Origin of the sequence: Rhodococcus globerulus NBRC 14531 (assembly GCF_001894805.1) — a bacterium.
In the GTDB taxonomy this organism is placed as follows: Bacteria; Actinomycetota; Actinomycetes; order Mycobacteriales; family Mycobacteriaceae; genus Rhodococcus_F; species Rhodococcus_F globerula.
In genome coordinates this window covers 590,415-615,467 of sequence record NZ_BCWX01000003.1, presented here as the reverse complement: position 1 = coordinate 615,467, position 25,053 = coordinate 590,415, and the positions used below count along the sequence as shown (strand labels likewise).

Genomic DNA, 25,053 nt, shown 5'->3' with positions numbered 1-25,053 from the left:
AGGCTCGAGCCGAAAGGACAACCACGATGACAACGCAGCACATGTCGGAACTGTGTGTGGACAACAACTGGCGCATGCTCGCAACCTGCAAGTCCGTTGATCCAGCGGTTTTCTATTCACCCGGCGAGGAACGCGGGCGCAATCGGCTTGCGCGCGAACAAACGGCCAAGCAGGTGTGCTTCCGCTGCCCGGTGATCAACGACTGCCTGAACTTTGCACTGGAGACCGGTGAACCACACGGCGTCTGGGGAGGAACGACACCAACGGAACGCCTCGTTCTCCGTCGCTCAGCAGCCTGAAAATTGGCCGGGTACAAGACCCCGATCACATCGATACCGGACATACAGGCAAGATGGCAACGTGCCTATGCCACGACGTTGCGTTGCCGTAACTGCAATCTTCGCCTCCGCGATCCTCTTGGGTTCATGCTCCACTCAGCCTGAGAGCGCTGCTGCAGTCCCGGAAACCACCACCAGCATTCCCGAGGCCTTCACCAAGCTTCCGTCCACTGCAGCCGTGACGGAATGCGGTCCGGGCAGTGGCACGACCACCAACGACGGCACACTCACCATCGCCACCGGTTCGCCGTCGTACGAGCCCTGGTTTCACGACGGCGATCCGTCGAACGGGCAAGGATTCGAGGGTGCAGTGGCCCGCGCTGTGACCGAGAAACTTGGTTACAACCCCGATCAGGTCACGTTCACGAGCGTCGCATTCAACGACGCGCTGAAGCCTGGCAGCAAAGACTTCGACTTCGCGCTCGACCAGTTCACGATTTCCGGAGATCGCCGCGAGTCCGTCGATTTCAGCTCGCCGTACTACGCGGTGGCGCAGTCGGTCATTGCCTTGCAGAACAACGGCGCTGCACAGGCCACGGATCTGAATTCACTGACGCAGTACCGACTTGGCGCACAGGCCGGGTCGACCAGCCTGCTTGCCATCACCGAGACCATCAGTCCGTCAACCCCGCCGCGCAGTTACGCCAACACCGACGAAGCCAAGGCCGCATTGGCGGCCGGCGAGATCGACGCCCTGGTTGTCGACATTCCCACCGGATTCCACATCACGGAGACCGAACTGCCACAGTCCGTGATCGTCGGACAGTTTCCGCGGCCGAACGCCGTCACCGAGTTCTTCGGTGCCGTCCTCGAGAAGAACAGTCCACTTACCGCGTGTGTGTCGGCCGCAGTCGACTCACTGTATGCCGACGGAACCCTCGAAGCTCTTGCCACCGAATGGATCACCGATACTGCGGACGCAAAGATCCTCGACTAGATCCGATCAGTTGCCACGGCCGCTGATCGCGCCGACAAACACCTTGGGGATATCGGCGGGTGTGGGTGCGAAGTGACTGTTTCCGCCGGTGACTGCTGAAATCTGTTTCAATACTTCGGTATCCGCATCGCCGGTGACGCCGATGGTGATGATCGGTACCGGACGGGCGGCATCGCGCTCGCGTGCAAGAGTGTCGAGCAACTCCTCCCGCGAAATACCGGACGGATCGTCGTTGGCCCCGTCGGTCAGGAGAATGACCGAGTTGATCGACGACGGGTCATACGTGCTCTGGATCTGACGAAATGCCGCCAGAACACTGTCGTACAACCCAGTTCCGCCACCGACAAGTGACGGTAGCTCGTCGACGTGAGACAGAAGTTTGGTCCGATGATCGGTGTCGCCCTCGGGCGCATCCATGCGCCCAACAGGCTCGAGTTCGCGGTAATCGGTGCCGTCGCCGAGGTCGATCGAGAAGGCCCACAGACCCAATTGTGCATTGGCGGGGAACATTCGGATCGCGATGTCGCCGGCCTGCGCCGTAGCGGCCATTCGGGTAACGCCGCCCTCCATGTAGTCCATCGAGCCGGAGACGTCGACAACCGCCAATGCGCGGGAGGGCCGGGACAGAATCTCGTAGCGCGCCAGCGCTGTGGCCACCACAGACGGATCGCTCGGAACCAACGGCGTGATAATCCCGACGCCGCCGCTCGGCAACGGTTCGTTGCCCGCTGCACGAAAACCCAGACCGGACAAGGCTGTGCGGCCGCTAGCAGACGTGAGTGCGTCGGCGAGAACCTGCGCGGCCGGCAGTGCAGTCGACTCTCCGGTCAGCGCCATCGGGTAATTCATGAACACCGTGCCGGACGTCGGCACTGCGGCGGTCAACCGAGCGTCGGGATGAGCGGCCATGTACGCGATGAACGTCTGTTCGGTGGTGACCGCGGTTCCGCTGTCCGCGGCAACCTTTTCTATGCGGATGGTCGAACCGGCTTCCTTCACATTCCCGAGTTGAGCTTGTGCCACGGGAACCAATGCGGCCGAGATGGACGCGGTATCGCCGCCGCGCGCCTGAGTTTCGGCAAACGCGGCAACGATGGGTGCGCTGGACACAGCGCTGGAAAGCGGATCACCGATATGCAGTCCTGGAACTGCCAGGACGTCGAGCCAGCTTGCCGGACTGGTAGTTTCACCGGATTTCGACACCGTGACCACCGGTGTGGACGCTACCGACTCACTGACCTTCGAGACGGAACGACCAGCCGCCCCGGCCTTGTCGAGCCATTCTGACGAATCGGGTATCCAGATCGCCGGACCGGAACCGCCGAGCGCAAGATCCCCGTAGGTTCGAGCCGAGTCCTGGGACACCACGGTGAACGATGCGCAACCGAGCTTTTCCGGATCAATCGTCGCCACTACCGCCTCGACGCCGGTGGCAATGGACGGATCAACTGCTACCACCAGATTGTCGGTCTGTGTGCACTCCGATGTCGCGGCGGTAGGCGTGACCGTCGGAGCATCCTCCCCCAGATTGCTGAAGGTGACGGCAAACGCCGCGGAACCTGCGACGGCAACCACCGACAGCACTCCAACCAGTACTTTCACCGATCGCGGCATAGACGCTGTTGGTACCCCGGACGAGCCGTGACGACCAGACATGTGCGGAATCCTCTCCGGCGGAGCACCAGGTTCATAACAAACCTATGCCCGGTTTATCCCGCCGAAAAGAATCCTAACTCATGTTTGCCGCAAAGTAACTACTTGCGAAAATTCAAGCGTAGATTCGAACGAACTGCGCCAACGACTGCTCGATATCCCCTTTGAGAGCCCGAGCAACGCCGGAACCGATGGGTCCGAAAAGCGGAGCGCCACCGAGTTCGACGGTCAACGCCAACTCCGAACCCGTGCCCTTGGCCTTGACGTCGAGTTCGAGCCCCAGCTTGACCCCACCCTTGCCGTCACCCTTGAGCGACAACGCCGAGGGCACGTCGTACTTCTTGATGGTCCAGCGCACACGATTACGCAGGCCTTTCACCGTGACAACTGAGCTGATCTCGGTTCCCACCCCCAACTGTTCGGGAAGTTCCCCTCGCCAACCGTCATGGACGACAAGCCAATTCTCGTAGCCACTGAGATCTGATGCCTTGTCCCACACTTCCTGCGGCGGAAGGGGGACGTCGATCTTCACTGTGAGTTTTGCCATGGTGGGACAATAGCGCTGTGCGCCTTTCTGGTTACCGGAGGTACCAGAAAGGCGCACGGGGGCTGCGCCCCTAGTGATCGACAGCCTTCTCGACGCCGACGCCGGTGAGGGAACGAACTTCCATCTCGGCCTGCTTGGCCGGATCCTCGGGCTTGTTGCGCCCGATGTAGGTACCGATGATGCCGAGGGCAAATGCCAGCGGGATCGAGACGATGCCGGGGTTGGAGAGCGGGAACCACGCGAAGTCCGAGTTCGGGAGCATCGACGACGGCTTGCCCGAGATGGCCGGGGAGAACACGATCAGCGTCAAGCAGCTGATCAGACCGCCGTAGATGCTGAACAGCGCACCCGTGGTGTTGAACTTCTTCCAGAAGAGCGAGTACAGCAGGGTCGGCAGGTTCGCCGAGGCCGCAACAGCAAAGGCGAGAGCCACCAGGAAGGCGATGTTCTGGCCCATGGCGCCGATACCGAGAACGATGGAGATGACACCGATCACGACAACGGTGATGCGTGAAACCCGAACCTGCTGTTCTTCGGTTGCGTTGCCGCGCTTGATGACACTGGCGTAGATGTCGTGAGCAAACGACGCAGATGCCGTGATCGCGAGACCGGCGACCACCGCGAGGATGGTGGCAAAAGCCACGGCCGAGATGATGCCGAGGAAGATCGTGCCGCCGAGCTCGAAGGCCAGCAGCGGTGCCGCAGAGTTCTCCTTGCCGGGAGCAGCCAGGATCACGTCGGGTCCGACCATCTTGGCTGCGCCGTAGCCGAGCACCAGCGTGAACAGGTAGAAGGCGCCGATCAGTGCGATCGCCCAAGTGACGGAACGGCGAGCTTCCTTGGCGGTGGGGACGGTGTAGAAGCGCATCAGCACGTGCGGCAGGCCTGCAGTGCCGAGCACCAAAGCGATTCCGAGAGAAATGAAGTCGAGCTGCGTCATCCCGGTCAGCCCGTACTTTGCGCCCGGCGCAAGAATGTCGCGACCGGCAACAGCTTCGTTGGAGGAGTTACTGACCACGTTCTGCGCATCCGCGAGGAGCTGGGAGAAGTTACCCCGGACCGCGAAGAGCACGAGCACGAACATGATTCCGGCGCCGGCCACCAGTAGAACGGCCTTGACCATCTGCACGTAGGTGGTGCCCTTCATACCGCCGACCAAGACGTAGACGATCATCAGCACGCCGACGATCGCGACCACGACTGCCTGACCGGTCTTACCTTCGATGTTGAGCAACAGCGCGACAAGTCCACCGGCACCGGCCATCTGGGCCAACAGGTAGAAGAGCGAGACAGCAAGTGTGGAGATCGCCGCGGCCATACGCACCGGGCGCTGTTTGAGGCGGAAGCTCAATACGTCGGCCATCGTGAATCTGCCGGTGTTGCGCAGCAATTCGGCGACCAGAAGCAAGGCCACGAGCCACGCGACGAGGAAGCCGATGGAGTAGAGGAAGCCGTCGTAACCGTAAACGGCGATGGCCCCGGCGATCCCGAGGAAGGAGGCAGCCGAAAGGTAGTCACCGGCGATGGCAAAACCGTTCTGCGGACCGGTGAACTGCCCGCCACCGGTGTAGAAGTCGGATGCCTTCTTCGTGGTGCGGCTGGCGCGAATGACGAGTGTCATCGTGCCGACGACAAACGCGAGGAAGATCGCGATGTTGAAGACGGGGTTTCCCACATCCGTCCCGGACGCGGCGAGTGTGGTGATCACGATACGGGGCCTTCCAGCTCGTCACGGATAGCAGCAGAACGCGGATCGAGTTCGCGGCCGGCGAACTTCACGTACCAGGCAGTGATCGCGAACGTCGTCACGAACTGTCCGAGGCCGAGAATGATGCCGAGGTTGATGTTGCCGATGACCTTGGTCGCCATGAAGTCGTGGGCGTAGGTCGCCAGAAGGACGTACACCGCATACCAGAGCAGAAAGAATGCAGTGATGGGGAAAACGAACTTGCGCAGGCGCGTCCGGAGTTCCTGGAACTCGGGACTTGCTTGCATGTCTATGAATGCCTGGGCATCCGGGGTCCGCCGCTCTTGCGGCGACCCCTCACTGACTTCTGCTGTGGACACTGCCGGCTCCTCGCCTCGCGTGTGAAGTGAACTACGTCCAGACGTTAGTGAGATCGGAGTCACATGAGATGGCTGTGGTGGCGCTCACACGGTGAGCTGTCGAGTCGTGCGCTGAACGGTCGTCCAAGCGCGACCAGCGGCACGCCGAAATCAGGGCTGACGCAGCTCGTCCTCGCGGTCGGAACCCATGTCCAGACGCTCGGGAGCATGCATACGAGTGAAGATCCGCGCTATATCCGCAGGTATCTGCTTGCTCGATGCCTTACTGACAACAACCATCGTGGCGAACGCGAGCGGCACGCTGACGGCGGCCGGAAACGCGAAGATCGCAGCGGGCCACCCGCTCAACACCGTTTCCGACAATCCGCCGAGGATCGCGACCGTTGCTGCCGTCCCGGCTACAAAGCCGCCCACCACCATGCCTGCGCCGGCGCCGACCGCGGTCAATCCGCGCCACCAGACGCCGAGCAGGAGCAACGGGCAGAGCGTCGACGCGGCAACGGCAAATACCAACCCGACGGTGATCGAGAGATCGACCGACACCACGGCAAGTGACATGGCCAGCGGAATCGCACCGGCCAGAAGGGCGGCGATCCGGAAATCGCGTATCCGCCCTCGTAGGACGTCGGTGCTGATCACACCGGCGATGCTCACGAGCAGACCAGACGACGTGGAGAGGAACGCGGCAATCGCGCCCGACGCCACCAGTGCTGCCAGCAACTGCCCGCCCCACCCCGAGAACACCGAACCTGGCAACAGCAGCACTGCAGCGTCGGAGGTTCCGGTGATCAGCAACTGCGGAACGTACAACCGAGCGAACACTCCGAGCAGGACCGGAAAAAAGTAGAAGACGCCAACAAGACCAACGACGGCCAGCGATGTCAGTCGCGCCGTCCGCCCGTCCGGATTGGTGTAGAACCGCACCAGTACGTGCGGCAATCCGAGCGTCCCGAGAAAGGTCGCGAGCATCAGCGAATACACCTGATACGTCGGGTGCGGACCGCCGAATCCCCAACCGGGCGTGATCCAATCCGAATTGTGCGCCGGCGCCCCGGCTACCACCGGAACGGCTGCACCGGCTTCCAGAACCATCGACATTCCCTCGCCGAGGGTGTGCTCACCCGGCTCGAGGACAACACTGCCCGTGGCCGAGCGACCATCCACCGTTCCTCCCTGCACTGTCACCGGTTCGGCCACCTGCACCACAACATCGGTGGTGATGTCCACGGTGGTCTGCTCGCTGACCGTCGGCGGCGCCGGAGCACCTACGTCATGTTCGTCAGCAAAGAAGTAGAAGGCCAGTGCCACAGCCGGAATCGCCACCGCAGACAGTTTGAGCCAGTATTGGAATGCCTGAACGAACGTGATCGATCGCATGCCGCCACCGACGACGTTGGCGATGACGATCACCCCGACCACAACCCCACCGATCCAACTCGGCACGCCGAGAAGGATATTGAGGGTCAGACCGGCCCCTTGGAACTGCGGAATCAGATAGAGAATGCACACCATCGCAACCACGAGCATTGCCAGTTTACGTAAACGCGGTGAACCCAAACGGAATTCAGCGAAGTCCGGAACGGTGTACGCACCCGATCTACGGAGTGGTGCTGCTACGAAAAGCAGTAGCGCCAGATAGCCCGCAGTGAACCCGATCGGGTACCACAACGCGTCCGCCCCGTACTTGGCCACCAGACCGGCAACACCGAGAAAGGACGCAGCAGAAAGGTATTCACCTGAGATCGCCGTGGCATTCCACTGCGGCCCCACCGTGCGGGAGGCAACCAGAAAGTCGGACGTGGTGCGAGAAAGCCGCACTCCGTAGATTCCGATCGCAACCGTCGCCACTGCTGCCGCCACGATGCCCAACACCGTCAACACCGGAATCGATTGCCCACCCACAGCGCCCGCGCTCAGTCGTCCACGAGATTGGTGAAGTCCTGCTCGTTGCGTTCAGCCCGACGCACGAACACCCACCCGGTGATCAGCAGCAAGGGCAACACGGCGCCGCCCATCACCAACCACGGAAGCCTGATCCCCCACACCGAGTAATCCGACAGCGCCGGAAAAAGCATGGTCGACAGCGGTATCGCGCACAATGATCCGGCTACGACCACAGCCAGCCGGATCGCCAGGCCCAACTGAGCACGAACCAGACCCCGGATCATGGCGTCGCCGACCTCGGTCTGTTCCTGCACCTCTACCCGGGTACGCACGATGCGGGCGCCGTGACGCTGCGCCAGCACCACCCGCTGACGCGCAGGCGGATCGGTGTGCCCACTCACCGCGACAACCAACTCTGCTTGGGGGTGCGCACCAACCGATCCTTCAACTCGCGGGTATGCCGACGGCTCACCGGCAACTCCACCGGCGGCTTACCGCTGTGTGGGCGAAGAGTCACCACCAAACCACTCCCGACGGTGCGAATTCCGGTCACCAAGGCAAGGGACACGAGGTACGAACGGTGAACCCTCAGGAAACCCGCATCGGCCCAACGGGATTCGAGGGTAGAAATCGGGATACGCACCAGGTGCGACTTACCTGCCGTATGCAACCGCGCGTAGTCTCCGTCGGCTTCGACCCATTCCACCGCCGAGCGCTGCACCAGTGTCGTGACGCCGCCGAGTTCCACCGGAATCACCTCGTCGCTGGGTGCGGCATCGGCTTGTGCGCCCGCCTGATTACGCCCCGCGCGACTCACGATTCGGCTCACCGCCTGCGCCAGCCGCTCTTCGCGCAGCGGCTTGAGAAGGTAGTCGACCGCACCGAGATCGAAGGCGGCCACTGCCCGATCGTCGTGTGCGGTCACAAAGACAACCGGCGGCGGTGTCGCAAAATTGGAAAGAATCCCGGCCAGTTCCAAACCGTCCAGTCCTGGCATGTTGATGTCGAGAAAAACGCCGTCGATGCCACCGTCACGAAGGATCCGCAGCGCCGTCGTTGCATCCGACGCGGTGTGGACGTGCGCCACCGATTCTTGCGCGCGCAGCAGGAAAGCCAGCTCGTCGAGCGCCGGTTTCTCGTCGTCGACGGCAAGCACGGTCAGTTGGGCACCTATGTCAGTCTCATTCACAGCACACCCATATTCCCACGGTTACCCGCACTGAACCCACAAAGCCGCCGATCACACCCGAATGCCCTGCTTGAACTTGGGCACGCGCATGCTGACCTTGGTTCCGGCTCCCGGCGCGGTCTCCACCACCAGGCCGTAATCGTTGCCGAACGCCGCACGCAGGCGATCGTCGACGTTGGCCAGACCCACGTGCGCGGCCTCCCGGGCGCTGGGGCGGCCGGCCCCGGATTCGATGGCGTCGAGGGAACCGAACCGCAGCATGTCCGGGTCCATACCGACGCCGTCGTCCTCGACGCTGATGACGCAGTCCGGGCCTTCGTCTGCCGCCACGATGCTGATGGTGCCGCCCTCCGGTTTGCCGGAGATACCGTGCCGGACAGCATTCTCCACCAGTGGTTGCAGCGCCAGGAACGGCAGGACCACGTTGAGCACTTCGGGCGCCACCTGCAGTCGCACGTCGAGCGCATCACCGAACCTGGCCCGCTCGAGAGTCAGGTAGCGATCGATATTGCGCAGTTCGTCGGCAAGCAGGGTGAACTCGCCTGCCGAGCGGAACGAGTAGCGCGTGAAATCGGCGAACTCGAGGATCAGCTCACGCGCCCGCGCCGGATCGGTACGAACGAACGACGCCACGGTATTGAGTGCGTTGTAGATGAAATGGGGGCTGATCTGCGCGCGCAGTGCCCGCACTTCCGCTCGGTCGAGACGCGCCCGCGACGCATCGAGATCCGCAAGTTCGATTTGGCTGCACGCGTAGCGCGCGACCTCCGTGATCGCGCCGAGCATGCCGGGCCATGGGTCCTCCGTCGTCACGATCCCCAATACCCCGACAACGCCGCTGTCCTCGATGAGAAGCGGCTGGGCGATCAAGGCCCGCACCGCGTGATCGTCACTGCCCCTCACCAGGTCCGAATGGGTCACGAGTACTCGGCGCTCACCTTCTATCGCCCGCAGTGCCGCATCGTGGAATTGTTCGGCCATCGATTCGTGCGGCCCGTTCCACGCCAGCACAACTCCCGCCGCGTCGGTGATGCCCAAACCTCGAGCGCCGGTCAATTCACGCAAGTGAGGTGCCGCTTCGGCAGCCGATTCACTGTCGAGTCCGCGCCGAAGTGGCCGCGCAGCAAGGGAGGCCGTATGCAGCGCCGTGTGCACCGCTCGTTCGGTGGGTGAGGTGACCTCGCGTCTGGTCCGCATCCAGACCGCCGCCAGAGCCGCGCTGAGAAGGGCAACCACGCAGGCAAACAGGACCGCGACCGTCGGACTCATCTAGGCCCCGCAGGTAGTGGGCGCAGGTACGCCGCTGAAACGATCCTGAATCCATTGAACGGCCCCGGGAACGGCCCGGCCGTCAGCATGCCCCTCCCCCGGCCGCGACACGAACTCGATCACGTCGCCGTCCGAACAAGCCCGGGCCACCGCTGCCTCGGTCCACTCGGGGAGAATCAGGTTGTCGTTTGCCCCGACCACCACATACATCGGGCCGCTCGCTTGCCCACGCGGCAGCGCGATGTCGCTCAGCCAGCCGTGAATTCGATCGGCATCGGCGTCAGTAGCCGGGCGCGTATCGGCCGGCGTCACCTTCCCCACCAACGACAACTTCTCGGGCGCCCTGGCCGTGAGGCACGACGACAGCAGTTCGTAATTCTCCGCAAACGCTCCGTGTACGTAGTCGTCACGCTCGAGATCCGGATGGGACAGCGACAGACCCTCGAGAACGTACGGCAGCAACAATTGTTGGGGCAGTGACAGATTCACATCCGCCCCACTGGTGATGATCGGCGAGATGTCGGCCGCGGGCGAAAGATTTGCCGCACCGACAAATTCGAGCCCGTCCCCGTATTCGCCTGCCTTCTCCGCAGCTGCCCACGACGCCTGACCACCTTGCGAGAGTCCCAACGTGGCCCACCTGTCCGACGTGTCCGGGACTATGTTGCGTGCCGCGCGCACCGCGTCGATCACGTTGTAGGCGGCGGTATCCGGTTGCAGGTACGGGTGCGGATCAGGAGTCCCGAGCCCCTCGAAATCCGAGACGGCAACAACGTAACCCGCGTTCAGCAGCGGCTCCACCAGCCCCATCGCTCCGAGGAGCGTCGGCGACGTTGACGGTGCACAATCGTCCGAGATTCCCGTGGTGCCGTGGCCGACGGAGACGATGGGCCAGCCACCTTCGGGAGGAGTTCCGGGTGGGGTGAATACCGTTCCCGACACCTGTGTTTCGCGACCGTCGACGCCGGATGTGGAGCCGTACAGAATCTTCCGGGCGCTCGCTCCGGCGGCAGCGGTTGCCGCAAACGGTTGGTCCTCGAAGACAACGCCGCGTGCTGCGCTCACCGGGGCGGGCAGAGCCTGCGCGACAGATGTGGTGGACTGCGTCTGCGTTCCCGCTGTCTCCTCGGTTCCTGCAGATCCACAGGCCGAACTCACCACAAGGGCACTCGCCGCGAGCGTCCCCCAGATCACGTGCCGCAGTCGTGCACTCATGCTGTGCCATCCCCTCCGGCCGCCGCGCGAGCGCGGCGGCGCCGTACCCGTTCCTCAGCTGCAGCCTCTTCGAGATCAAGACTCTCCAACACGGTACGCAATACCTCGTCGTCGAGATCGCCGTCGTCCCTCGCGGCAATCAACGCCATGCGCTGTGTACGCAACGACTGATGCCGAAACTTGTCGAACAATGCGCCCGCATTCCACATCGCCGTGTCGCGATCGTTGTTCTCGTCCGTCTCCTGCACTTGGAGTCTGGCCTGCATCGAGCGTCGCACGCGTTCGATGATTGCCTGAAGTTCGGCGCCGGCGACGCCTGGCGGTGGACTGGCCACCACGTCGGCCAGCGCTTTCTCACCGGCTTGACGAGAGATGGTGCGCGCCAACTCCATTTGCTCCTGCGTGCGCAACTGTTCGTAGGGATCGGCAACGTCCAGTCTGCGGATCAGGAACGGCAGTGTGGAACCTTGCAGGAGCAGCGTTCCCACCGCAACGATGAAGGCGATCGCCTGGATGACACCGCGGCCGGGAAACGGTTCACCGGAGGAGAGTGCAAACGGAATACCGCCGGCCGCGGCAAGAGTGACCACGCCGCGCATCCCGGCCCAGGACACGACTACGTTCTGTTTCCACGTCAACTGTTTCTGACGCTGCCCACGGCGCAACGTTATTCCGAATCGCACCCGGGAGTAGCTCAGGAACAACCACAGCGGCCGGATCACGATGACCACCGCCAACACCGCGAGCCCGTACAGGATTACGTTGACCGCCGGAAGACCGTCGTTGACGACATCGTCGATCACGAAGCTCAACTGCAGGCCCATATAGGCGAAGACGAACATCTCGAGTAGCGTGTCGAGGCTCGACCAGACGGACCGTTCCTGCAGCCTCGTCATGATCGAGGCATCCGTCGAATAGTGCCCGATCACCAAGCCCGCGACCACAACCGCGAGAACACCCGACGCATGGAGTTCTTCCGCGGCTAGATACGCGGCAAACGGAAGTACCAGGCCCAAACCCGTTTCGAGCGGCGAATCGTACATCCGAGCGCGCACGAATTTCACGATGAATGCAAGAACCAGGCCGATTGCTACTCCGCCGACCACTTCGTAGGCGAAGAACAGCAACGGCGAATCCGTGGCGATCCGAGTACCTGTCACCGCGGCGACGGCGACGGTGAACAACGTCAACGCAGTAGCGTCGTTGACCAGACCCTCACCGGTGAGAATTGCGATGACGCGCTTGGGCAATCCGAGTTTCTGTCCCACTGCCACGGCGCTGACCGCGTCGGTGGGTGCGATCACCGCGCCGAGCACCAGTGCCGCACCGATCGTGAATTCCGGAACCAGCCATTCGGCGAAGAAGGCGACCACGAAGGCCGTCACGAGGACCATCCCGACACCCAGACGCAAGATCGCCGCGAGGTTGCGTTTGAACGTCGCCACCGAGAATTTCAGCGCAGCCGAATAGAGCAACGGCGGAAGTACTACACCCAGAATGACGTGTGGATCGAGTTCGGGCCGAGGCATTCCCGGGATGAACGACGCGACCGAACCCACAGCTACCAGAACCAGAGGCGCCTGAAGATTTCGGCGGTTCGCCAGCCCTGTCACTGCGATGGCGGCGATGACGACCAGCAGAATCCAGGTGAAGTTCACCCGTTCATTGTGCCCGCCCAGACTGACAAGTCACCCAGCGGACGCACAGGAGCCCACAACCTCGTCGAGGTGTGGGCTCCTGATTGCTGGCGGGCTACTCCTTTTCGGGAACAGCCTTCTTGGCAGCCTCGGCTGCCTTGTCGATCTGATCGCCGTACTTTCCGCCGGTCTTGTTATCGGCGATGTCGGCGACCTTGTCGATTGCGTCGTGAACCTTGTCGGAGTTCTCCGAGGCAAGTTCCTGGCCTTTCTCGACCAGACCCTTGACGTTGTCCAAGAAACCCATTTTGTGTCCTCTCCCGGTGCTCATGCACATCCTGCTGCGGAAAGTAGAACCTCCGCACACACATAGATTCTCACAGGTCGAACGATGTGGCGCCATCAAGGTGGGGGGCTGGAAACTACCTCTGCGCCTCCGCGTGATGGTGTTCCCCGGGCAGATCGTCCGGCGTGGTGAACAGCTTTCGCTTCTCACCGTGCAACCGGGCACTGACCCACCAGGACACCTCCACCAATACGACGCCTACCGCACCGAGAGTGATCGCGAGTGTAGTTGCTGCCACATTGCTCGGATCCAACTTGAAGAACTCACGGGTGAACGGCAACGCGAACAAGATCAGGTAGCCGGCGACTGAACCACCGATCAGCACCAACTTCCACCACACGTACGGTCGCGCAACGACGGCCAGTACCCACAGCGCGATCATGATCAACGTGATCAGAGCAGTGGTGCCTTCCTGCTCAGGTGTCAGATCGTGATTACGGTGCGCGAGCACGTACGCGATGAAGGTGGTGACGCCGATGATGATTCCCGACGGCAAAGCCAGTCGCATCACACGTGGCACGAAGCCGGAACGGGCCCGTTCGTTGTTCGGTGCCAGCGAAAGAATGAACGCGGGGATACCGATCGTGAACCAGGCCGCGATGGTGACGTGGCGCGGCAGGAACGGGTACGACAGCGGTTCGAAGTCGAGCATCTTCGACAGCACACCGGTGATTCCGATCAGGAACGCGAGAACCACCGAGTACACGGTCTTGGTCAGGAACAGGTTGGAGACACGTTCGATATTGCCGATCACTCGACGGCCTTCGGCCACCACGTACGGTAACGTCGCGAACTTGTTGTCCAACAGCACGATCTGAGCGACAGCGCGCGTCGCGGGACTGCCGGATCCCATCGAGACTCCGATGTCGGCGTCCTTGAGGGCCAGGACGTCGTTGACCCCGTCGCCGGTCATCGCGACGGTGTGGCCGCGAGACTGCAAGGCCGCAACCATCTCTCGCTTCTGATCCGGGCGAACGCGTCCGAAGGTGGTTGCGCCGTCAAGTACATCGGCCAGTTTCTCCTGATCGCTCGGAAGCTCACGCGCATCGATCGGTCGATCGCCGCCTTCGAGTCCGAGCGAACCTGCCACTGCACCGACGGACACGGCATTGTCACCGGAGATGACCTTGACGGCTACCCGTTGACTTGCGAAGTACTCCAACGTTTCCTGCGCGTCCGGGCGAACTTTCTGCTCCAGGACAACCAAGGCTTCCGGTGTCACGACGCCCGGAGCGTCGCCGTCGTCGACCGGCAGGTTGCTGCTGCCCAACATGAGAACACGAAGTCCGCTTGAACCGACTTCTTCTGCCAGACGGGCCATCTCCGACGACGGATCGAGCAGCACGTCCGGAGCACCGAGCACCCAGTTGCCGTGGACGCCGTACGACTGCCCGCTCCACTTCTTCGCAGATGAGAACGGTGCCACCGATGTAGCTTCACCCCAGCCTGCGTCGTCGGTCAGGGACTCACGGATCGCCAGAACACTGGCGTTCGGCCGAGGGTCGGACGCAGCCATCGCGGCGAGCGCGGCCTTGATCACCGACTCGTCGGCAGACCCGTCGGCGAGTTTCAACTCCGATAGCCGCATACCGTTCTCGGTCAGGGTTCCCGTCTTGTCTGCACACACGACGTCGACGCGAGCGAGCCCCTCGATCGCGGGCAATTCCTGAACGAGGCACTGCCGCTTGCCCAATCGAATGACGCCGACGGCAAAAGCGATGGACGTCATGAGCACCAGGCCCTCGGGGACCATCGGAACGAGGGCCGCGACCATGCCGTTCAGAGCCGGACCGAGGGACTCACCGCTCGAGAACAGCTGGTTGTAGATGATCAGCGCACCAGCCGGAATCATCAGGTACGTGATGAATTTCAGAATGCGGTCGATGCCGCTCCGCAGTTCCGAATGAACGAGCGTGAACTTACTGGCCTCTTCTGCGAGCTTCGCGGCATATGCGTCGCCGCCGACCTTGGTGGCGCGATACGCGCCGCTGCCTGCGGCGACAAAACCGCCCGAGAGTATCGACTCACCGACGCTCTTGTGTACCGGATCGGCTTCGCCGGTGAGCAACGACTCGTCCACTTCGAGCGCCGACGACGACACCACTTCGCCGTCGACGACAATCTGATCGCCCGAACCCAGTTCGATAATGTCATCGAGCACAACATCTTTGGGGGCCAACGCAACAGCAATACCGTCACGCCGGACCATGGGCTTCGCTTGACTGACGATCGCCAAGGCGTCCAGCGTTTTCTTGGCGCGGATCTCCTGAATGATGCCGATACCGCTGTTCGCGATGATCAACAGTCCGAACATTCCGTCGATCACGGAGCCGGTTGCCAGAACAATCACCAGCAGCACCAGCAGGATCGCGTTGATCCTCGTGAACACATTGCCGCGAACGATGTCCTTGACCGAACGAGACGCCCGATCGGGTACGTCGTTGGTCTGCCCCGACGCGATCCGCGACGCAACTTGATCTGCGGTCAGGCCCCGGACAACGTCGACGGCATCCCCGTCACCGTCCGTCGCGATCGAGGTCGCCGTGCCTTCTGAACCGATGTGCTCGTGAGCCATGGTCAAAGATTACGCACTCGCCGAGACAAAACCGGGTCCGACTCCGATCGCCGCCTCGAGTCGATCGGTTACCCCAGGGGAATCCACCATTTTGTCGGCGGTTGCGCGGACAGCGCATCGATCCGTCCACCCGGCATCGGCACCGCCACCGTCGTGCCGACATCGGCGGCAGCTTCGGTCAACCGGATGATCGGCTCGGACCACGAGTGGAACGCCAGATTGAACGTAGCCCAGTGAATCGGAACAAACACCCCGCGCGTGGGGTCGCCGCAGTTGAGATCCGCGTGGGTCTGAACCGCTTCTTCCGGGTTCATGTGGATATCCGGCCACCGCACGTCGTACGCGCCGACAGGAAGGAGGGTCAGGTCGAAAGGCCCGTACGTGGTGCCGAGTTCCACGAACCGCGGTGTGTATCCGCTGTCCCCTCCGAAGAACACCCGATGCTTCGGCCCGGCAAACACCCACGATGCCCACTGGGTCGCGTTGCGGACCAGACCTCGCCCGGAAAAGTGTCGAGCTTCGGTGCAGGTAAGCACCAGGTCACCGATAGTCGTCGACTCGTCCCAGTCCAATTCGACGATGCGGTTCTCCGGCACCTTCCAATGCCGCAGATGCGCGCCGATCCCGATCGGCACCACAAAGGGCGCCGCCTGGGTGCGGGTCAGAGTCTTGACCGTCTCCATGTCGAGGTGGTCGTAATGATCGTGGGAGATGACAATCGCATCCACGCTCGGGACGTCCGCCAACGCCACCGGAGCGGCATGCATACGCGCGGGACCGACTGTGGCAGAAGGTGATACACGCTCACTCCACACGGGGTCGGCTAGCACCCGGTAGCCATCGACCTCGACGAGGACACTCGAATGCCCGTACCACGTGACAGCTGCTCCCCCGGCCTGAGCCGGTGCGAGCGGCGTCGCCAACGGGATGGGCGCGCGAGGCCGACCCGTCGAACCGCGGGTGAGCAACGACTTTGCCATCCCGGCATCGGTGCCCGGCACGAGCACGCTGCTGGGGTCCGAATTGTGGAACTGACGATTCCGATATCGCGGTGACATCGCCGCATAGGGTTGCACCGCATTGCGCGACGCCCCGATCTGCGTCGGGATTCCCCATGCGGCGCGGGCTATCCATCCTGCTGCCGCGGTGATCGCGGCAGCACCGAGAAGCGTCGTCGTCTTCATTGGGCCCAGACTAGCGACTATTTGCCCTTAAAGACCGGTGCGCGGTTTTCGATGCGGGCGGCGCGGGCTTCCTGCACGTCGTCACTGAGCCACGCGGCGTGCAGTGCGTCGAGTTGCTCGGGCGACTGTTCTTCCATCGTTCCGTCGTCGTTGAGGACCATCTTCATATGACGCAAGGACAGTGGTGCGAGGTTGGCGATGCGGTGCGCCCATTCCTGGGCGTCGTCGAGGGTGCCGATCTTGTTGGCAAGTCCGCGGTTGAATGCTTCTTCGGCGCCGATCTGCTCGATGCCGAGGAGAACGGTGCGAGCGGGGCCACCGCCGACGAGTGACGCCAACCGTCGCATCGTCCATTTGTCGACAGACACACCCAGCGTCGCCGCTGGAATGCCGAACCGCGCAGCCGGGGCGACAACGCGCAGGTCGGAGGCAATGGCCAGCTGCGTGCCTGCACCGATGGCCGGACCGTTGACCGCGGCGATCACCGGGATCGGCGCCGTGTCGATCGAGCGGAGCATCTCGAAAAGTCGGTCGGTGAAGCCTTCCATGTACACGTCACCGGACAGGTCGGCACCGGCGCAGAATGCGGACCCCTGGCCGGTGATCACGATGACGTGAGCGCGATCGGCGACGGCGGCAGTCACTGCGTCCTTGATCGCGATGCAGAGTTCCGCACTGAGCGCGTTGCGACGCTCGTGACGCTGCAATTCGATGGTCACGACATTGCCGTCACGGGAAGTCCCGATCATGTCCGCTCACTTTCTTTTCTGGAAGGCTCGTGCGCAAGGGTTGATCCGAATGCAGTTTGCCGACCACGTAGTTCTCTCACCGCAGAGTTCTGCGCATCAGGAGGTTAGATTACCGATGAGTACGAACGATAGTGACGAGGGACGCAGCGAGAGCGTCGATGTCGACATCGTGGTGATCGGCGCCGGCCAGGCCGGATTGTCCGCGGCGTACTACCTCCGCAAGTTCTCTGTTCTACCCGAATCGGGATTTGTCGTGCTCGATCACGCAGCCGGTCCCGGCGGTGCCTGGCAGTTTCGGTGGCCGAGCCTGACCTTGAGCACCGTCAACGGAGTTCACGATCTCCCGGGTATGTCGTTCGCGGAAACAACGGGAACCGACGCCGAGCAGGTACCGGCGTCGGTTGCGGTACCCCATTACTTCGAGTTGTACGAGAAGCAATTCGAACTGCCCGTCCACCGACCCGTCCATACGCGAGTGGTGTGTCCGAGGCAGGAACGTCTACGGATCGAGACCGACCACGGCGTCTACGCGGCCCGCGGGCTGATCAATGCGACCGGAACCTGGGAGCGCCCGTTCATTCCTTACTACCGTGGTGCCGCGTCGTTCCGTGGGCGCCAATTACACACCAAGGACTACTACTCGGCCAACGAGTTCGCGGGCAAACATGTTGTTGTTGTCGGTGGTGGCATCTCCGCGGTGCAATTGCTCGACGAGATTTCACAGGTAACGACCACCACGTGGGTGACGCGTCGCGAACCGGAGTTCCGCGGCGAACCGTTTTCCCCGGAGATCGGTCGGGATGCCGTCGCCATGGTCGAGGACCGAGTACGACGCGGTTTGCCGCCAGGGTCGGTCGTGTCGGTCACCGGCCTTCCGGTGACGCCTGCCATTCGTGCGGCACGCGAACGTGGTGTGATGACGCGACGACCGATGTTCTCGGAGATCCTTCCGGACGGGGTGCGATGGGCCGACGGCACAACCGTGTATGCCGATGTCATCTTGTGGTGCACTGGGTTTCGGAGTTCGCTCGACCACCTGGCGCCGCTTCGACTGCGTGGGACCGGCGGCGGAATCGAGATGAGCGGTCGCCTCGCAACTCAGGTGGCTTCCGATCCTCGTGTGCATCTGGTTGGCTACGGGCCCTCCTCGTCGACGATCGGCGCGAACCGCGCCGGCCAGGCAGCTGCAGCCGAGTTGACGTCCTTTCTCGAACTTCGCTGATCCAGCTTCCATTTGGCTACGTTTGCCCGATTCGTCCTTTAGCTGATCAGACAGGACATTTTCGGCCCAAGGTCCGGAATCCGGCATACGCCTAGCCTGTCACAGATCGGTCTGTTACCGTTCAGCTAACCTTTCTTCGATTGCGTGCGCTCGAAGGAGTGCGCGCAGTGACCCATCCGGGGGACTGGGCGAGGGGGCAAATATGAAGGGGAAGCGGTCCGCATGAAACACGATGCACACACAGCAACCTCCTGGTGGTCGATCGGCGAGTGGCGCCTCGGTTGGAAGGTCGTCGCGGTCCTTGCCGTTCCGATGCTCATCGCCGTCGTACTCGGCGCCTTCCGGATCCAGGCCGAACTGGCCGAGGCCTCCAGGCTCAGTTCCTCATCCGAACGAGTGCTCGCAGTACCCGCAGCCCTCCACCTCGAGGAAGCTCTGTACGACCTCGCAGTCGCATCCTCTTCCGGCACTGAAACAACGACTGCCACAACGGCAGTGAACGATTCGATGCAGGAACTTGTCACCGCCGGCCGCTCGTTCCAGGCCGACGACGTGCTCAACGACAAAGTCACCCGAGCTTTGGAGGACAGCACATCCATCGTCGACGAAGTGGCAGCGGGCGCAGTTGCACCGGCACGGCTCGTCACACTCGTCAATGAAGTGTCCAGCAACATCTCGAGCGCATTCACCGACGTCATCAATACATCCCAGCGCCCCATTCTGCGTCAGCGCGGCGGCGAGTTCTCGTCCCTGTGGGAAGCACGTCGGGCATTGTCCGATCAGCGCGTTCTGTTCGGCTCCGGCCGCCTCGATCAACAAACACGCACCGCGCTTGCCACCACCACCGGCGTGGAGCTAGCGGCACTCGACAAGGTGCTACCACCAGACGAATCGGACAGCTCACCGACCGCAGTGGCCGTCAACGCGCTGCGTTCGTCCGCACAGAGCCGCATCGCCGAAATCGGCGCCACCTCGTCGTCGTCCCCGCTCAGCAGTCAGGTCGATATCGGACTGCAAACCAGTAGCGACCAGTACGACGAGGTCACCGACGCAGCCGTCGAACAGTTCGGCACCAGCGTGACCGCCGAATCCAACACTGCCCGAACTGCAGCGCTGCGCGACACTGCCCTGGTTCTCGCCGCTGTCCTCGCCGCACTCGTGGTCGCGTTGATCATCAGTCGCTCGTTGGTCGATCCCATCCGACGTCTCCGGTTCGCGGCACTGCAAGCATCACGACGCGGACTGCCCGAGGCCATCGAACGAATCCGCTCCGGCGAAAAGATCAGCGACCTCGAAATCCCCCGTGTACCCGTCCACACTCACGAGGAAATCGGACAGCTTGCCCGCGCAGTCGACGACATGCACGGGCAGGCCATCAGCCTGGCAGGCGAACAGGCAACCCTGCGACGCCAGGTCAACGACATGTTCGAAACGCTGTCACGGCGCAACAAGTCCCTCGTCGAACAGCAACTCGGCCTGATCGAGCAACTCGAGCAGGACGAAGACGACCCGAAGCGCCTCGAAAACCTATTCCGCCTCGACCACATCGCGGCCCGAATGCGACGCAACGGCGAGAACCTTCTCATCCTGTCCGGCACCGAAAGTCGACGCGGTCGAACCGCGCCGATCCAGCTTGCCGACGCTCTGCGCGGCTCCGTCTCCGGAGTCGAGGACTACCTTCGCGTCGGGCTCGGTCAGATTCCGTCCGCCGTCATCAGCGGGCAAGCCAGCGCAGACGTCGTACACATTGTCGCCGAACTCCTCGACAACGCGCTGCGATACTCACCGCCCGAGTCGACCGTGACCATCAACGCGGCCCGCACCAACGACGGTTCCATGCTCGTGGAGGTCGCCGACCTGGGACTGGGAATGTCCACCGCGGATCTTGTCGACGCCAACGGGCGCCTGGCGTCGGGCGGCGAGATGACGCCGGACACTGCCCGGCACATGGGACTGTTCGTCATCAGCCGGATCAGTATGCGACACAACATTTCCGTTCGACTGCGGCCCACCGGCAATGCACCCGACCGCGCCGGCATCACCGCCTCGATCCTCCTGCCAGCGGCACTGCTCGAAGCGCATCCGTCTGACACAGTGACTGCACCGTTCACTAGTCCGGCCCACCAGGGTGCTCCGGCCAGGAATGCTGCCCCCGTCCAGACTCCGCCGCTATCGGCTCAGCCCGTGCGCGCTCCCGAACCCACAGTGGCCGAGACATATTCGATGGGCGCGCAAGCACCCACCACGTCCGCTGCGGGACTTCCGCAGCGTCAGCCTGGTAACACCGTAAGGGCCGTCCTGCCGACGCCCGTCGGCGGCGCTCCCACAACTGTGACCGCGCAACTCGGCGCCAGCGCCCCTGTCGAGTCGATCGGGCTGCCGCGTCGCACACCAGGTGCCAGCGGGGCAGCCGGAATCGGCGATCCCGTCACGGCGGCGCCGACGCCCGAACCGAGTGCATCACCTGCCGAGCATTTCGTCGCTCCGGCGGAAACTGTTGCCCCGGAGCCAATCACCGAACCGGCACCGAGGCACCGACTCAACTCCACCGCCCCGACCAACACCGCGGCGTTCTTCTCCTCTCGAGCGCGCGACGGTTTCCCACCACGTACGGGCGCACGCGCAACGGAACCTTCCGATGCGCCCGTCTCCGCTCCCCCGGCAGCATCACCGATCTACGCCCGCATGGTGTCCGAGTGGCTGGTCGACCCGACAGCGGGGACAGCTTCTGCCACAGGTGAAGTCGCCTGGACAACAGAAGCCGACCAGGGGTGGCTTGCGGCCCGGGCGTCGTTCGAATTGCCTGTCACCAGAATCGCCGACTCCGGTCTACCCATCCGTGATCGTGGTGCGAGGTTGGTTCCCGGCACTGTCGGCGGCACCAATGCACCATTGCGCTCGGGCACTCACCGCCAGAGCACGGATCCGGAGAACGTCAGACGCGGGTGGAGCGACTACCAGTCCGGCGTCAGTCGCGGACGGCGTCGTAGCACCGAGAATACTGTCGGGTCGACCACGCCCAGTGGTGCGAATGTGCGCAACGATGAAGGAGAACAGTGAATTCAGCCGGAGCCCAAGAGACTCCTCGCTCACTCGACTGGTTGGTTTCGGGTTTCGCCCGCGACGTACCGGGAGTGAGCCACGCGATCATCGTCTCGGCCGACGGACTGTTGAGTGCTGCGAGCACCCACCTTCCGCTCGATCGAGCTGACCAATTGGCCGCTGTGACTTCGGGACTCGCCAGCCTCTCCGCCGGTGCGTCACGGTTGTTCGACGGCGGAGCGGTACTGCAATCAGTTGTCGAGATGGAGAACGGTTATCTACTGCTGATGGGCGTCGGCAGCGGCGCCTACCTGGCCGCGCTGGCCGTTGCGGGATGCGATATCGGTCAGATCGGGTACGAAATGGCAACTCTGGTCGACCGAGTCGGCCCGACGATGGACATTGCCGCTCGTTCGGGTCGGGATTCTTGATACTCATGTCCAATCACCCCGAACGCGTTGACCCCGAACCGAGTCTGGTTCGTCCATACGCGCTCACCGAAGGTCGGACTCAGCCGTCCATCGACCTCCCCATCGAAGCGATTGTCGCGACGATGGAGGATGCCGTCGCTGGGCGCCTTGCACCTGAAGACATTCGCACCTCGATCGTCTCCCTCTGCGAGCAGCGGATCTCCATCGCGGAAATCGGTGCACACCTTGGTGTTCCGATCGGGGTGGCCCGAGTCCTGGTGGCGGATCTGATCGTCGCCGGGGCATTGGAAGTACAAGCCACTCTGCGAAGCGATGCGACTGCGGTCGAGCGCCGCGAATTGATCGAAAGGACCCTCAGTGGACTTCGGGCACTCTGACGCATCATCTCGCGTCACCTCGACGAAAATCGTGATCGCCGGCGGCTTCGGTGTCGGAAAGACCACCCTTGTCGGGACGGTCTCCGAGATCGTGCCGCTGCGCACCGAAGCATTGGTGACAGACGCCAGTGACGGCATCGACCATCTCGGCGCGACACCGAACAAAGACACCACAACAGTTGCAATGGATTTCGGCCGCATTACGCTGGCCGACGATTTGGTCCTGTACCTGTTCGGCACACCGGGTCAACGACGGTTCTGGTTCATGTGGGACGACCTCATCACCGGCGCCATCGGAGCGGTCATCCTCGTCGACACACGTCGCCTCGAAGACAGCTTTGCCGCTGTCGACTTCTTCGAAGCACGCGGATTGCCGTTCATCGTGGCAGTCAACCGTTTTGACGGAGCTCCGATCCACGCCGCGAGTGATCTTCGTCAGGCTCTCGCGCTGCCCAACCGCGTCCCGATGATCGAAATCGACGCGCGTAACCGGGAATCTGCGAAGCAGGCCTTGATCACGATCACCGAGTACGCGCTCGAACGTATCGCGGCCGCAGCACTGTACTGACACCTCTGACAACAACAAACCTAAGGAACTGGCATGTCGGATGAAATGCACCATTTCTCGATGGGAATCTGGCTGCTCGGACTGGCGTTCGCCGTTGCAGTCTCGGGATCGGTCATCGGATTGGCATGCACCCGACACGGCGCGGCGGCCACCCACCCGGCAGCTCGCTTGCGCTGGTTGTTCATGGGCGCACTGTCCATCGGCGGTGTCGGTATCTGGTTGATGCACTTCATCGCAATGCTCGGGTTTGCCGTGCCCGGCAGTCCCATTCGCTACAGTCTGACCTGGACGATCATTTCGGCGCTGATGTCCGTGACCGCAGTATTTGTCGGCTTGTTGATCGTCGGCACAGAATTCCGCTGGTCTCGGCTCCTGGCCGCCGGCTTCCTCGTCGGCATCGCGGTCAACATCATGCACTACACGGGTATGCGGGCCTTGCGATTTCAGGGTGAGATCAACTACAACATGTACTTCGTCGCACTGTCACTGGTGATCGCCGTTGTGGCCGGCACCGCCGCGTTGTGGTTCACGATGGTGATGGAATCCACCGTCATGCGATTGATCGCCGGTGTGATCATGGGTGTCGCCGTGGTCGGCATGCACTACACCGGTATGGCAGCGGTGCAGGTTGTCCACGACACGTCCGCCCCCGCACCCGTCGGGCTCGAGGTGTTCGCGTTCCTCTTCCCCGTCTTTGTCATCGGACTTCTTGCGATGGCAGTGCCGATCGTCGCCGTCCTGACGGTGCCTGATCGCGAGATCGCCCGCATGGATTCCGCTGCAGACGATCTGGCATTCGAGGCACGCGAATTCGCAACTAGGGACTGAAGTTCGTACGGCCCCGACTAACTGTGGCCGTACAGCTTGTCGTATGCGGCCTTCTCGGCGTCGTGACGAGTGACCTTTTTCGGGTTTTCCAGATCCGCGGGCAGGCCGTGGCGTTCGAGTCGACGAGACCTGTTCTGCGCCATGTAGGAAACGGAATAGAACAACGCCAGCAATACTCCGAGAAGCACCATGGACGCTCGCAGCGCCCACGGACCCGGGAACAGCATGAAAACCGCAAAAACCGGCAGGAACGGCACCATGCTGCGGACGAGGTGACGTGGCACCGCCCAATCGCCGATCAGATCGTTGCGCACCCATTCCTGCATGGAATCCGGCAACTTGCGACCGAACGAATAGCCAAGCCACTGAAGAGGATTCGGTGACGTGCGCTGTTTTCCTGCGGGCACGGTAGACATATCCTTGCCTTTCATTGGTCTAGTGCTCCAGCACGCAACGCGGCTTCATTGACACGCGTGAGCACCGTGTGAAGTTCTTCGAGTTCAGCTAGTCCCACACCAAGCTTCTCCACCACTGCCGGCGGAATCTTCTCCGCCTCGCTCCGCAAAGCTGCACCAGCTTCGGTGAGATCGACGTCGAGTTGGCGCTCGTCAGCCCGGCTCCGCGTTCGCGTGATCAGCCCGGACGCCTCGAGACGCTTGAGCAGCGGTGACAGCGTCGGCGAATCGAGTTGCAATGCTTGCCCGATTTCCTTGACCGCCATCGGGGCCTTCCCCCACAACGCCAGCATCACGAGATACTGGGGATGCGTGAGGCCCATCGGCTCGAGCAATGGACGGTATACGGACAGCACGGCCCGGTTCGCAACGGCGAGCGCAAAACACACCTGGCGGTCGAGTGCCAGCGGATCGGTGAGCGACTCCTGCGTGGTCATGAGTACACCGTAACAGATTAGTTAGTGCGATAACTAATACTGCACTAACTAATATCGACTGCCATAACCCGGAATAGTCGTCGAGGCCGCCACGTTGAACAGA

24 protein-coding genes are annotated in these 25,053 nt (G+C 62.6%); 8 read left to right on the top strand and 16 right to left on the bottom strand.

All coding sequences use genetic code 11. From position 1 onward, the window contains the following. Positions 1-26: 26 nt before the first annotated feature. Complete coding sequence (locus RG2_RS18135) at positions 27-299, top strand: WhiB family transcriptional regulator (protein ID WP_051730469.1); 273 nt, start codon at positions 27-29, stop codon at positions 297-299. 67 nt (positions 300-366) lie between these two features. Next, on the top strand, positions 367-1,275 hold the full coding sequence (locus tag RG2_RS18130) for an ABC transporter substrate-binding protein (protein WP_033234159.1): 909 nt from the start codon (positions 367-369) through the stop codon (positions 1,273-1,275). A gap of 6 nt (positions 1,276-1,281) precedes the next feature. Here the strand turns inward: RG2_RS18130 and RG2_RS18125 are convergent, their stop codons facing one another. The 14 genes from RG2_RS18125 to RG2_RS18060 form a co-directional block, all read right to left on the bottom strand. Continuing rightward, positions 1,282-2,877, bottom strand: coding sequence for a substrate-binding domain-containing protein (locus RG2_RS18125; protein ID WP_230590123.1), 1,596 nt, complete (start codon positions 2,875-2,877; stop codon positions 1,282-1,284). A 166-nt stretch (positions 2,878-3,043) separates the two neighbouring features. Then, the gene (locus RG2_RS18120) at positions 3,044-3,475 is read right to left on the bottom strand and encodes a type II toxin-antitoxin system Rv0910 family toxin (RefSeq protein ID WP_033234157.1); all 432 of its coding nucleotides are present in this window, start codon (positions 3,473-3,475) and stop codon (positions 3,044-3,046) included. 70 nt (positions 3,476-3,545) lie between these two features. Then, positions 3,546-5,183 (bottom strand): monocarboxylic acid transporter, encoded by a 1,638-nt coding sequence (locus tag RG2_RS18115; RefSeq protein ID WP_033234156.1) that lies wholly within the window; start codon positions 5,181-5,183, stop codon positions 3,546-3,548. Continuing rightward, positions 5,180-5,542, bottom strand: a complete 363-nt coding sequence (locus RG2_RS18110) for a DUF485 domain-containing protein (RefSeq protein ID WP_033234155.1) — start codon at positions 5,540-5,542, stop codon at positions 5,180-5,182. Before RG2_RS18110 ends, RG2_RS18115 begins: the two co-directional genes overlap by 4 nt. Positions 5,543-5,692: 150 nt before the next feature. Then, positions 5,693-7,444 carry a sodium/solute symporter gene (locus RG2_RS18105; protein WP_033234154.1) on the bottom strand — a complete coding sequence of 584 codons (1,752 nt, stop codon included), beginning with the start codon at positions 7,442-7,444 and terminating at the stop codon, positions 5,693-5,695. 11 nt (positions 7,445-7,455) lie between these two features. Beyond that, the gene (locus RG2_RS18100; RefSeq protein WP_033234377.1) at positions 7,456-7,827 is read right to left on the bottom strand and encodes a hypothetical protein; all 372 of its coding nucleotides are present in this window, start codon (positions 7,825-7,827) and stop codon (positions 7,456-7,458) included. Continuing rightward, positions 7,824-8,615 (bottom strand): LytR/AlgR family response regulator transcription factor, encoded by a 792-nt coding sequence (locus tag RG2_RS18095; RefSeq protein WP_033234153.1) that lies wholly within the window; start codon positions 8,613-8,615, stop codon positions 7,824-7,826. The genes RG2_RS18100 and RG2_RS18095 overlap by 4 nt, the downstream gene beginning before the upstream one ends. 51 nt (positions 8,616-8,666) lie before the next feature. Next, positions 8,667-9,884 carry a sensor histidine kinase gene (locus tag RG2_RS18090; protein ID WP_033234152.1) on the bottom strand — a complete coding sequence of 406 codons (1,218 nt, stop codon included), beginning with the start codon at positions 9,882-9,884 and terminating at the stop codon, positions 8,667-8,669. After that, positions 9,885-11,099: a lipase family protein gene (locus tag RG2_RS18085; protein ID WP_033234151.1), complete on the bottom strand. Its 1,215-nt coding sequence runs from the start codon at positions 11,097-11,099 to the stop codon at positions 9,885-9,887. Then, positions 11,096-12,757: a Na+/H+ antiporter gene (locus tag RG2_RS18080; RefSeq protein WP_033234150.1), complete on the bottom strand. Its 1,662-nt coding sequence runs from the start codon at positions 12,755-12,757 to the stop codon at positions 11,096-11,098. Before RG2_RS18080 ends, RG2_RS18085 begins: the two co-directional genes overlap by 4 nt. A 94-nt stretch (positions 12,758-12,851) precedes the next feature. Next, positions 12,852-13,043, bottom strand: coding sequence for an antitoxin (locus RG2_RS18075; protein ID WP_033234149.1), 192 nt, complete (start codon positions 13,041-13,043; stop codon positions 12,852-12,854). Between the two features lie 115 nt (positions 13,044-13,158). Then, positions 13,159-15,657: an HAD-IC family P-type ATPase gene (locus RG2_RS18070; RefSeq protein WP_033234148.1), complete on the bottom strand. Its 2,499-nt coding sequence runs from the start codon at positions 15,655-15,657 to the stop codon at positions 13,159-13,161. Between the two features lie 68 nt (positions 15,658-15,725). Further along, positions 15,726-16,841, bottom strand: coding sequence for an MBL fold metallo-hydrolase (locus RG2_RS18065; RefSeq protein ID WP_033234147.1), 1,116 nt, complete (start codon positions 16,839-16,841; stop codon positions 15,726-15,728). 17 nt (positions 16,842-16,858) lie between these two features. Beyond that, positions 16,859-17,590 (bottom strand): enoyl-CoA hydratase, encoded by a 732-nt coding sequence (locus RG2_RS18060; RefSeq protein ID WP_033234146.1) that lies wholly within the window; start codon positions 17,588-17,590, stop codon positions 16,859-16,861. Positions 17,591-17,705: 115 nt separating this feature from the next. On the opposite strand from RG2_RS18060, the gene RG2_RS18055 reads away from it, so the two are divergent. The 6 genes from RG2_RS18055 (at position 17,706) to RG2_RS18030 (ending at position 24,058) form a co-directional block, all read left to right on the top strand. Beyond that, positions 17,706-18,812: an NAD(P)-binding domain-containing protein gene (locus RG2_RS18055; RefSeq protein WP_033234376.1), complete on the top strand. Its 1,107-nt coding sequence runs from the start codon at positions 17,706-17,708 to the stop codon at positions 18,810-18,812. A gap of 222 nt (positions 18,813-19,034) precedes the next feature. Next, complete coding sequence (locus RG2_RS18050; protein ID WP_033234145.1) at positions 19,035-21,872, top strand: ATP-binding protein; 2,838 nt, start codon at positions 19,035-19,037, stop codon at positions 21,870-21,872. Further along, entirely contained in the window at positions 21,869-22,285 is a 417-nt protein-coding gene (locus RG2_RS18045) for a roadblock/LC7 domain-containing protein (RefSeq protein WP_033234144.1), read from the top strand. Before RG2_RS18050 ends, RG2_RS18045 begins: the two co-directional genes overlap by 4 nt. Positions 22,286-22,290: 5 nt before the next feature. After that, on the top strand, positions 22,291-22,662 hold the full coding sequence (locus tag RG2_RS18040; protein WP_033234143.1) for a DUF742 domain-containing protein: 372 nt from the start codon (positions 22,291-22,293) through the stop codon (positions 22,660-22,662). After that, positions 22,643-23,230 carry a GTP-binding protein gene (locus RG2_RS18035; protein ID WP_033234142.1) on the top strand — a complete coding sequence of 196 codons (588 nt, stop codon included), beginning with the start codon at positions 22,643-22,645 and terminating at the stop codon, positions 23,228-23,230. Before RG2_RS18040 ends, RG2_RS18035 begins: the two co-directional genes overlap by 20 nt. Before the next feature lie 33 nt (positions 23,231-23,263). Further along, positions 23,264-24,058, top strand: coding sequence for an MHYT domain-containing protein (locus RG2_RS18030; RefSeq protein WP_033234141.1), 795 nt, complete (start codon positions 23,264-23,266; stop codon positions 24,056-24,058). Positions 24,059-24,075: 17 nt separating this feature from the next. Here the strand turns inward: RG2_RS18030 and RG2_RS18025 are convergent, their stop codons facing one another. Both RG2_RS18025 and RG2_RS18020 read right to left on the bottom strand, forming a co-directional pair. After that, positions 24,076-24,465, bottom strand: a complete 390-nt coding sequence (locus RG2_RS18025; RefSeq protein ID WP_371851324.1) for a DUF5313 family protein — start codon at positions 24,463-24,465, stop codon at positions 24,076-24,078. A gap of 20 nt (positions 24,466-24,485) precedes the next feature. Continuing rightward, positions 24,486-24,950, bottom strand: coding sequence for a MarR family winged helix-turn-helix transcriptional regulator (locus RG2_RS18020; protein WP_033234140.1), 465 nt, complete (start codon positions 24,948-24,950; stop codon positions 24,486-24,488). Positions 24,951-25,053: the final 103 nt, after the last annotated feature.

Bases quoted from the DNA above. Each gene is read 5' to 3' on its own strand.
- RG2_RS18055 (WP_033234376.1), top strand. From the start codon at position 17,706: ATGAGTACGAACGATAGTGACGAGGGACGCAGCGAGAGCGTCGATGTC.
- RG2_RS18070 (WP_033234148.1), bottom strand. From the start codon at position 15,657: ATGGCTCACGAGCACATCGGTTCAGAAGGCACGGCGACCTCGATCGCG.
- RG2_RS18075 (WP_033234149.1), bottom strand. From the start codon at position 13,043: ATGGGTTTCTTGGACAACGTCAAGGGTCTGGTCGAGAAAGGCCAGGAA.
- RG2_RS18030 (WP_033234141.1), top strand. From the start codon at position 23,264: ATGTCGGATGAAATGCACCATTTCTCGATGGGAATCTGGCTGCTCGGA.
- RG2_RS18060 (WP_033234146.1), bottom strand. From the start codon at position 17,590: ATGATCGGGACTTCCCGTGACGGCAATGTCGTGACCATCGAATTGCAG.
- RG2_RS18040 (WP_033234143.1), top strand. From the start codon at position 22,291: ATGTCCAATCACCCCGAACGCGTTGACCCCGAACCGAGTCTGGTTCGT.
- RG2_RS18090 (WP_033234152.1), bottom strand. From the start codon at position 9,884: ATGAGTCCGACGGTCGCGGTCCTGTTTGCCTGCGTGGTTGCCCTTCTC.
- RG2_RS18135 (WP_051730469.1), top strand. From the start codon at position 27: ATGACAACGCAGCACATGTCGGAACTGTGTGTGGACAACAACTGGCGC.
- RG2_RS18050 (WP_033234145.1), top strand. From the start codon at position 19,035: ATGAAACACGATGCACACACAGCAACCTCCTGGTGGTCGATCGGCGAG.
- RG2_RS18130 (WP_033234159.1), top strand. From the start codon at position 367: ATGCCACGACGTTGCGTTGCCGTAACTGCAATCTTCGCCTCCGCGATC.
- RG2_RS18020 (WP_033234140.1), bottom strand. From the start codon at position 24,950: ATGACCACGCAGGAGTCGCTCACCGATCCGCTGGCACTCGACCGCCAG.
- RG2_RS18085 (WP_033234151.1), bottom strand. From the start codon at position 11,099: ATGAGTGCACGACTGCGGCACGTGATCTGGGGGACGCTCGCGGCGAGT.
- RG2_RS18065 (WP_033234147.1), bottom strand. From the start codon at position 16,841: ATGAAGACGACGACGCTTCTCGGTGCTGCCGCGATCACCGCGGCAGCA.
- RG2_RS18120 (WP_033234157.1), bottom strand. From the start codon at position 3,475: ATGGCAAAACTCACAGTGAAGATCGACGTCCCCCTTCCGCCGCAGGAA.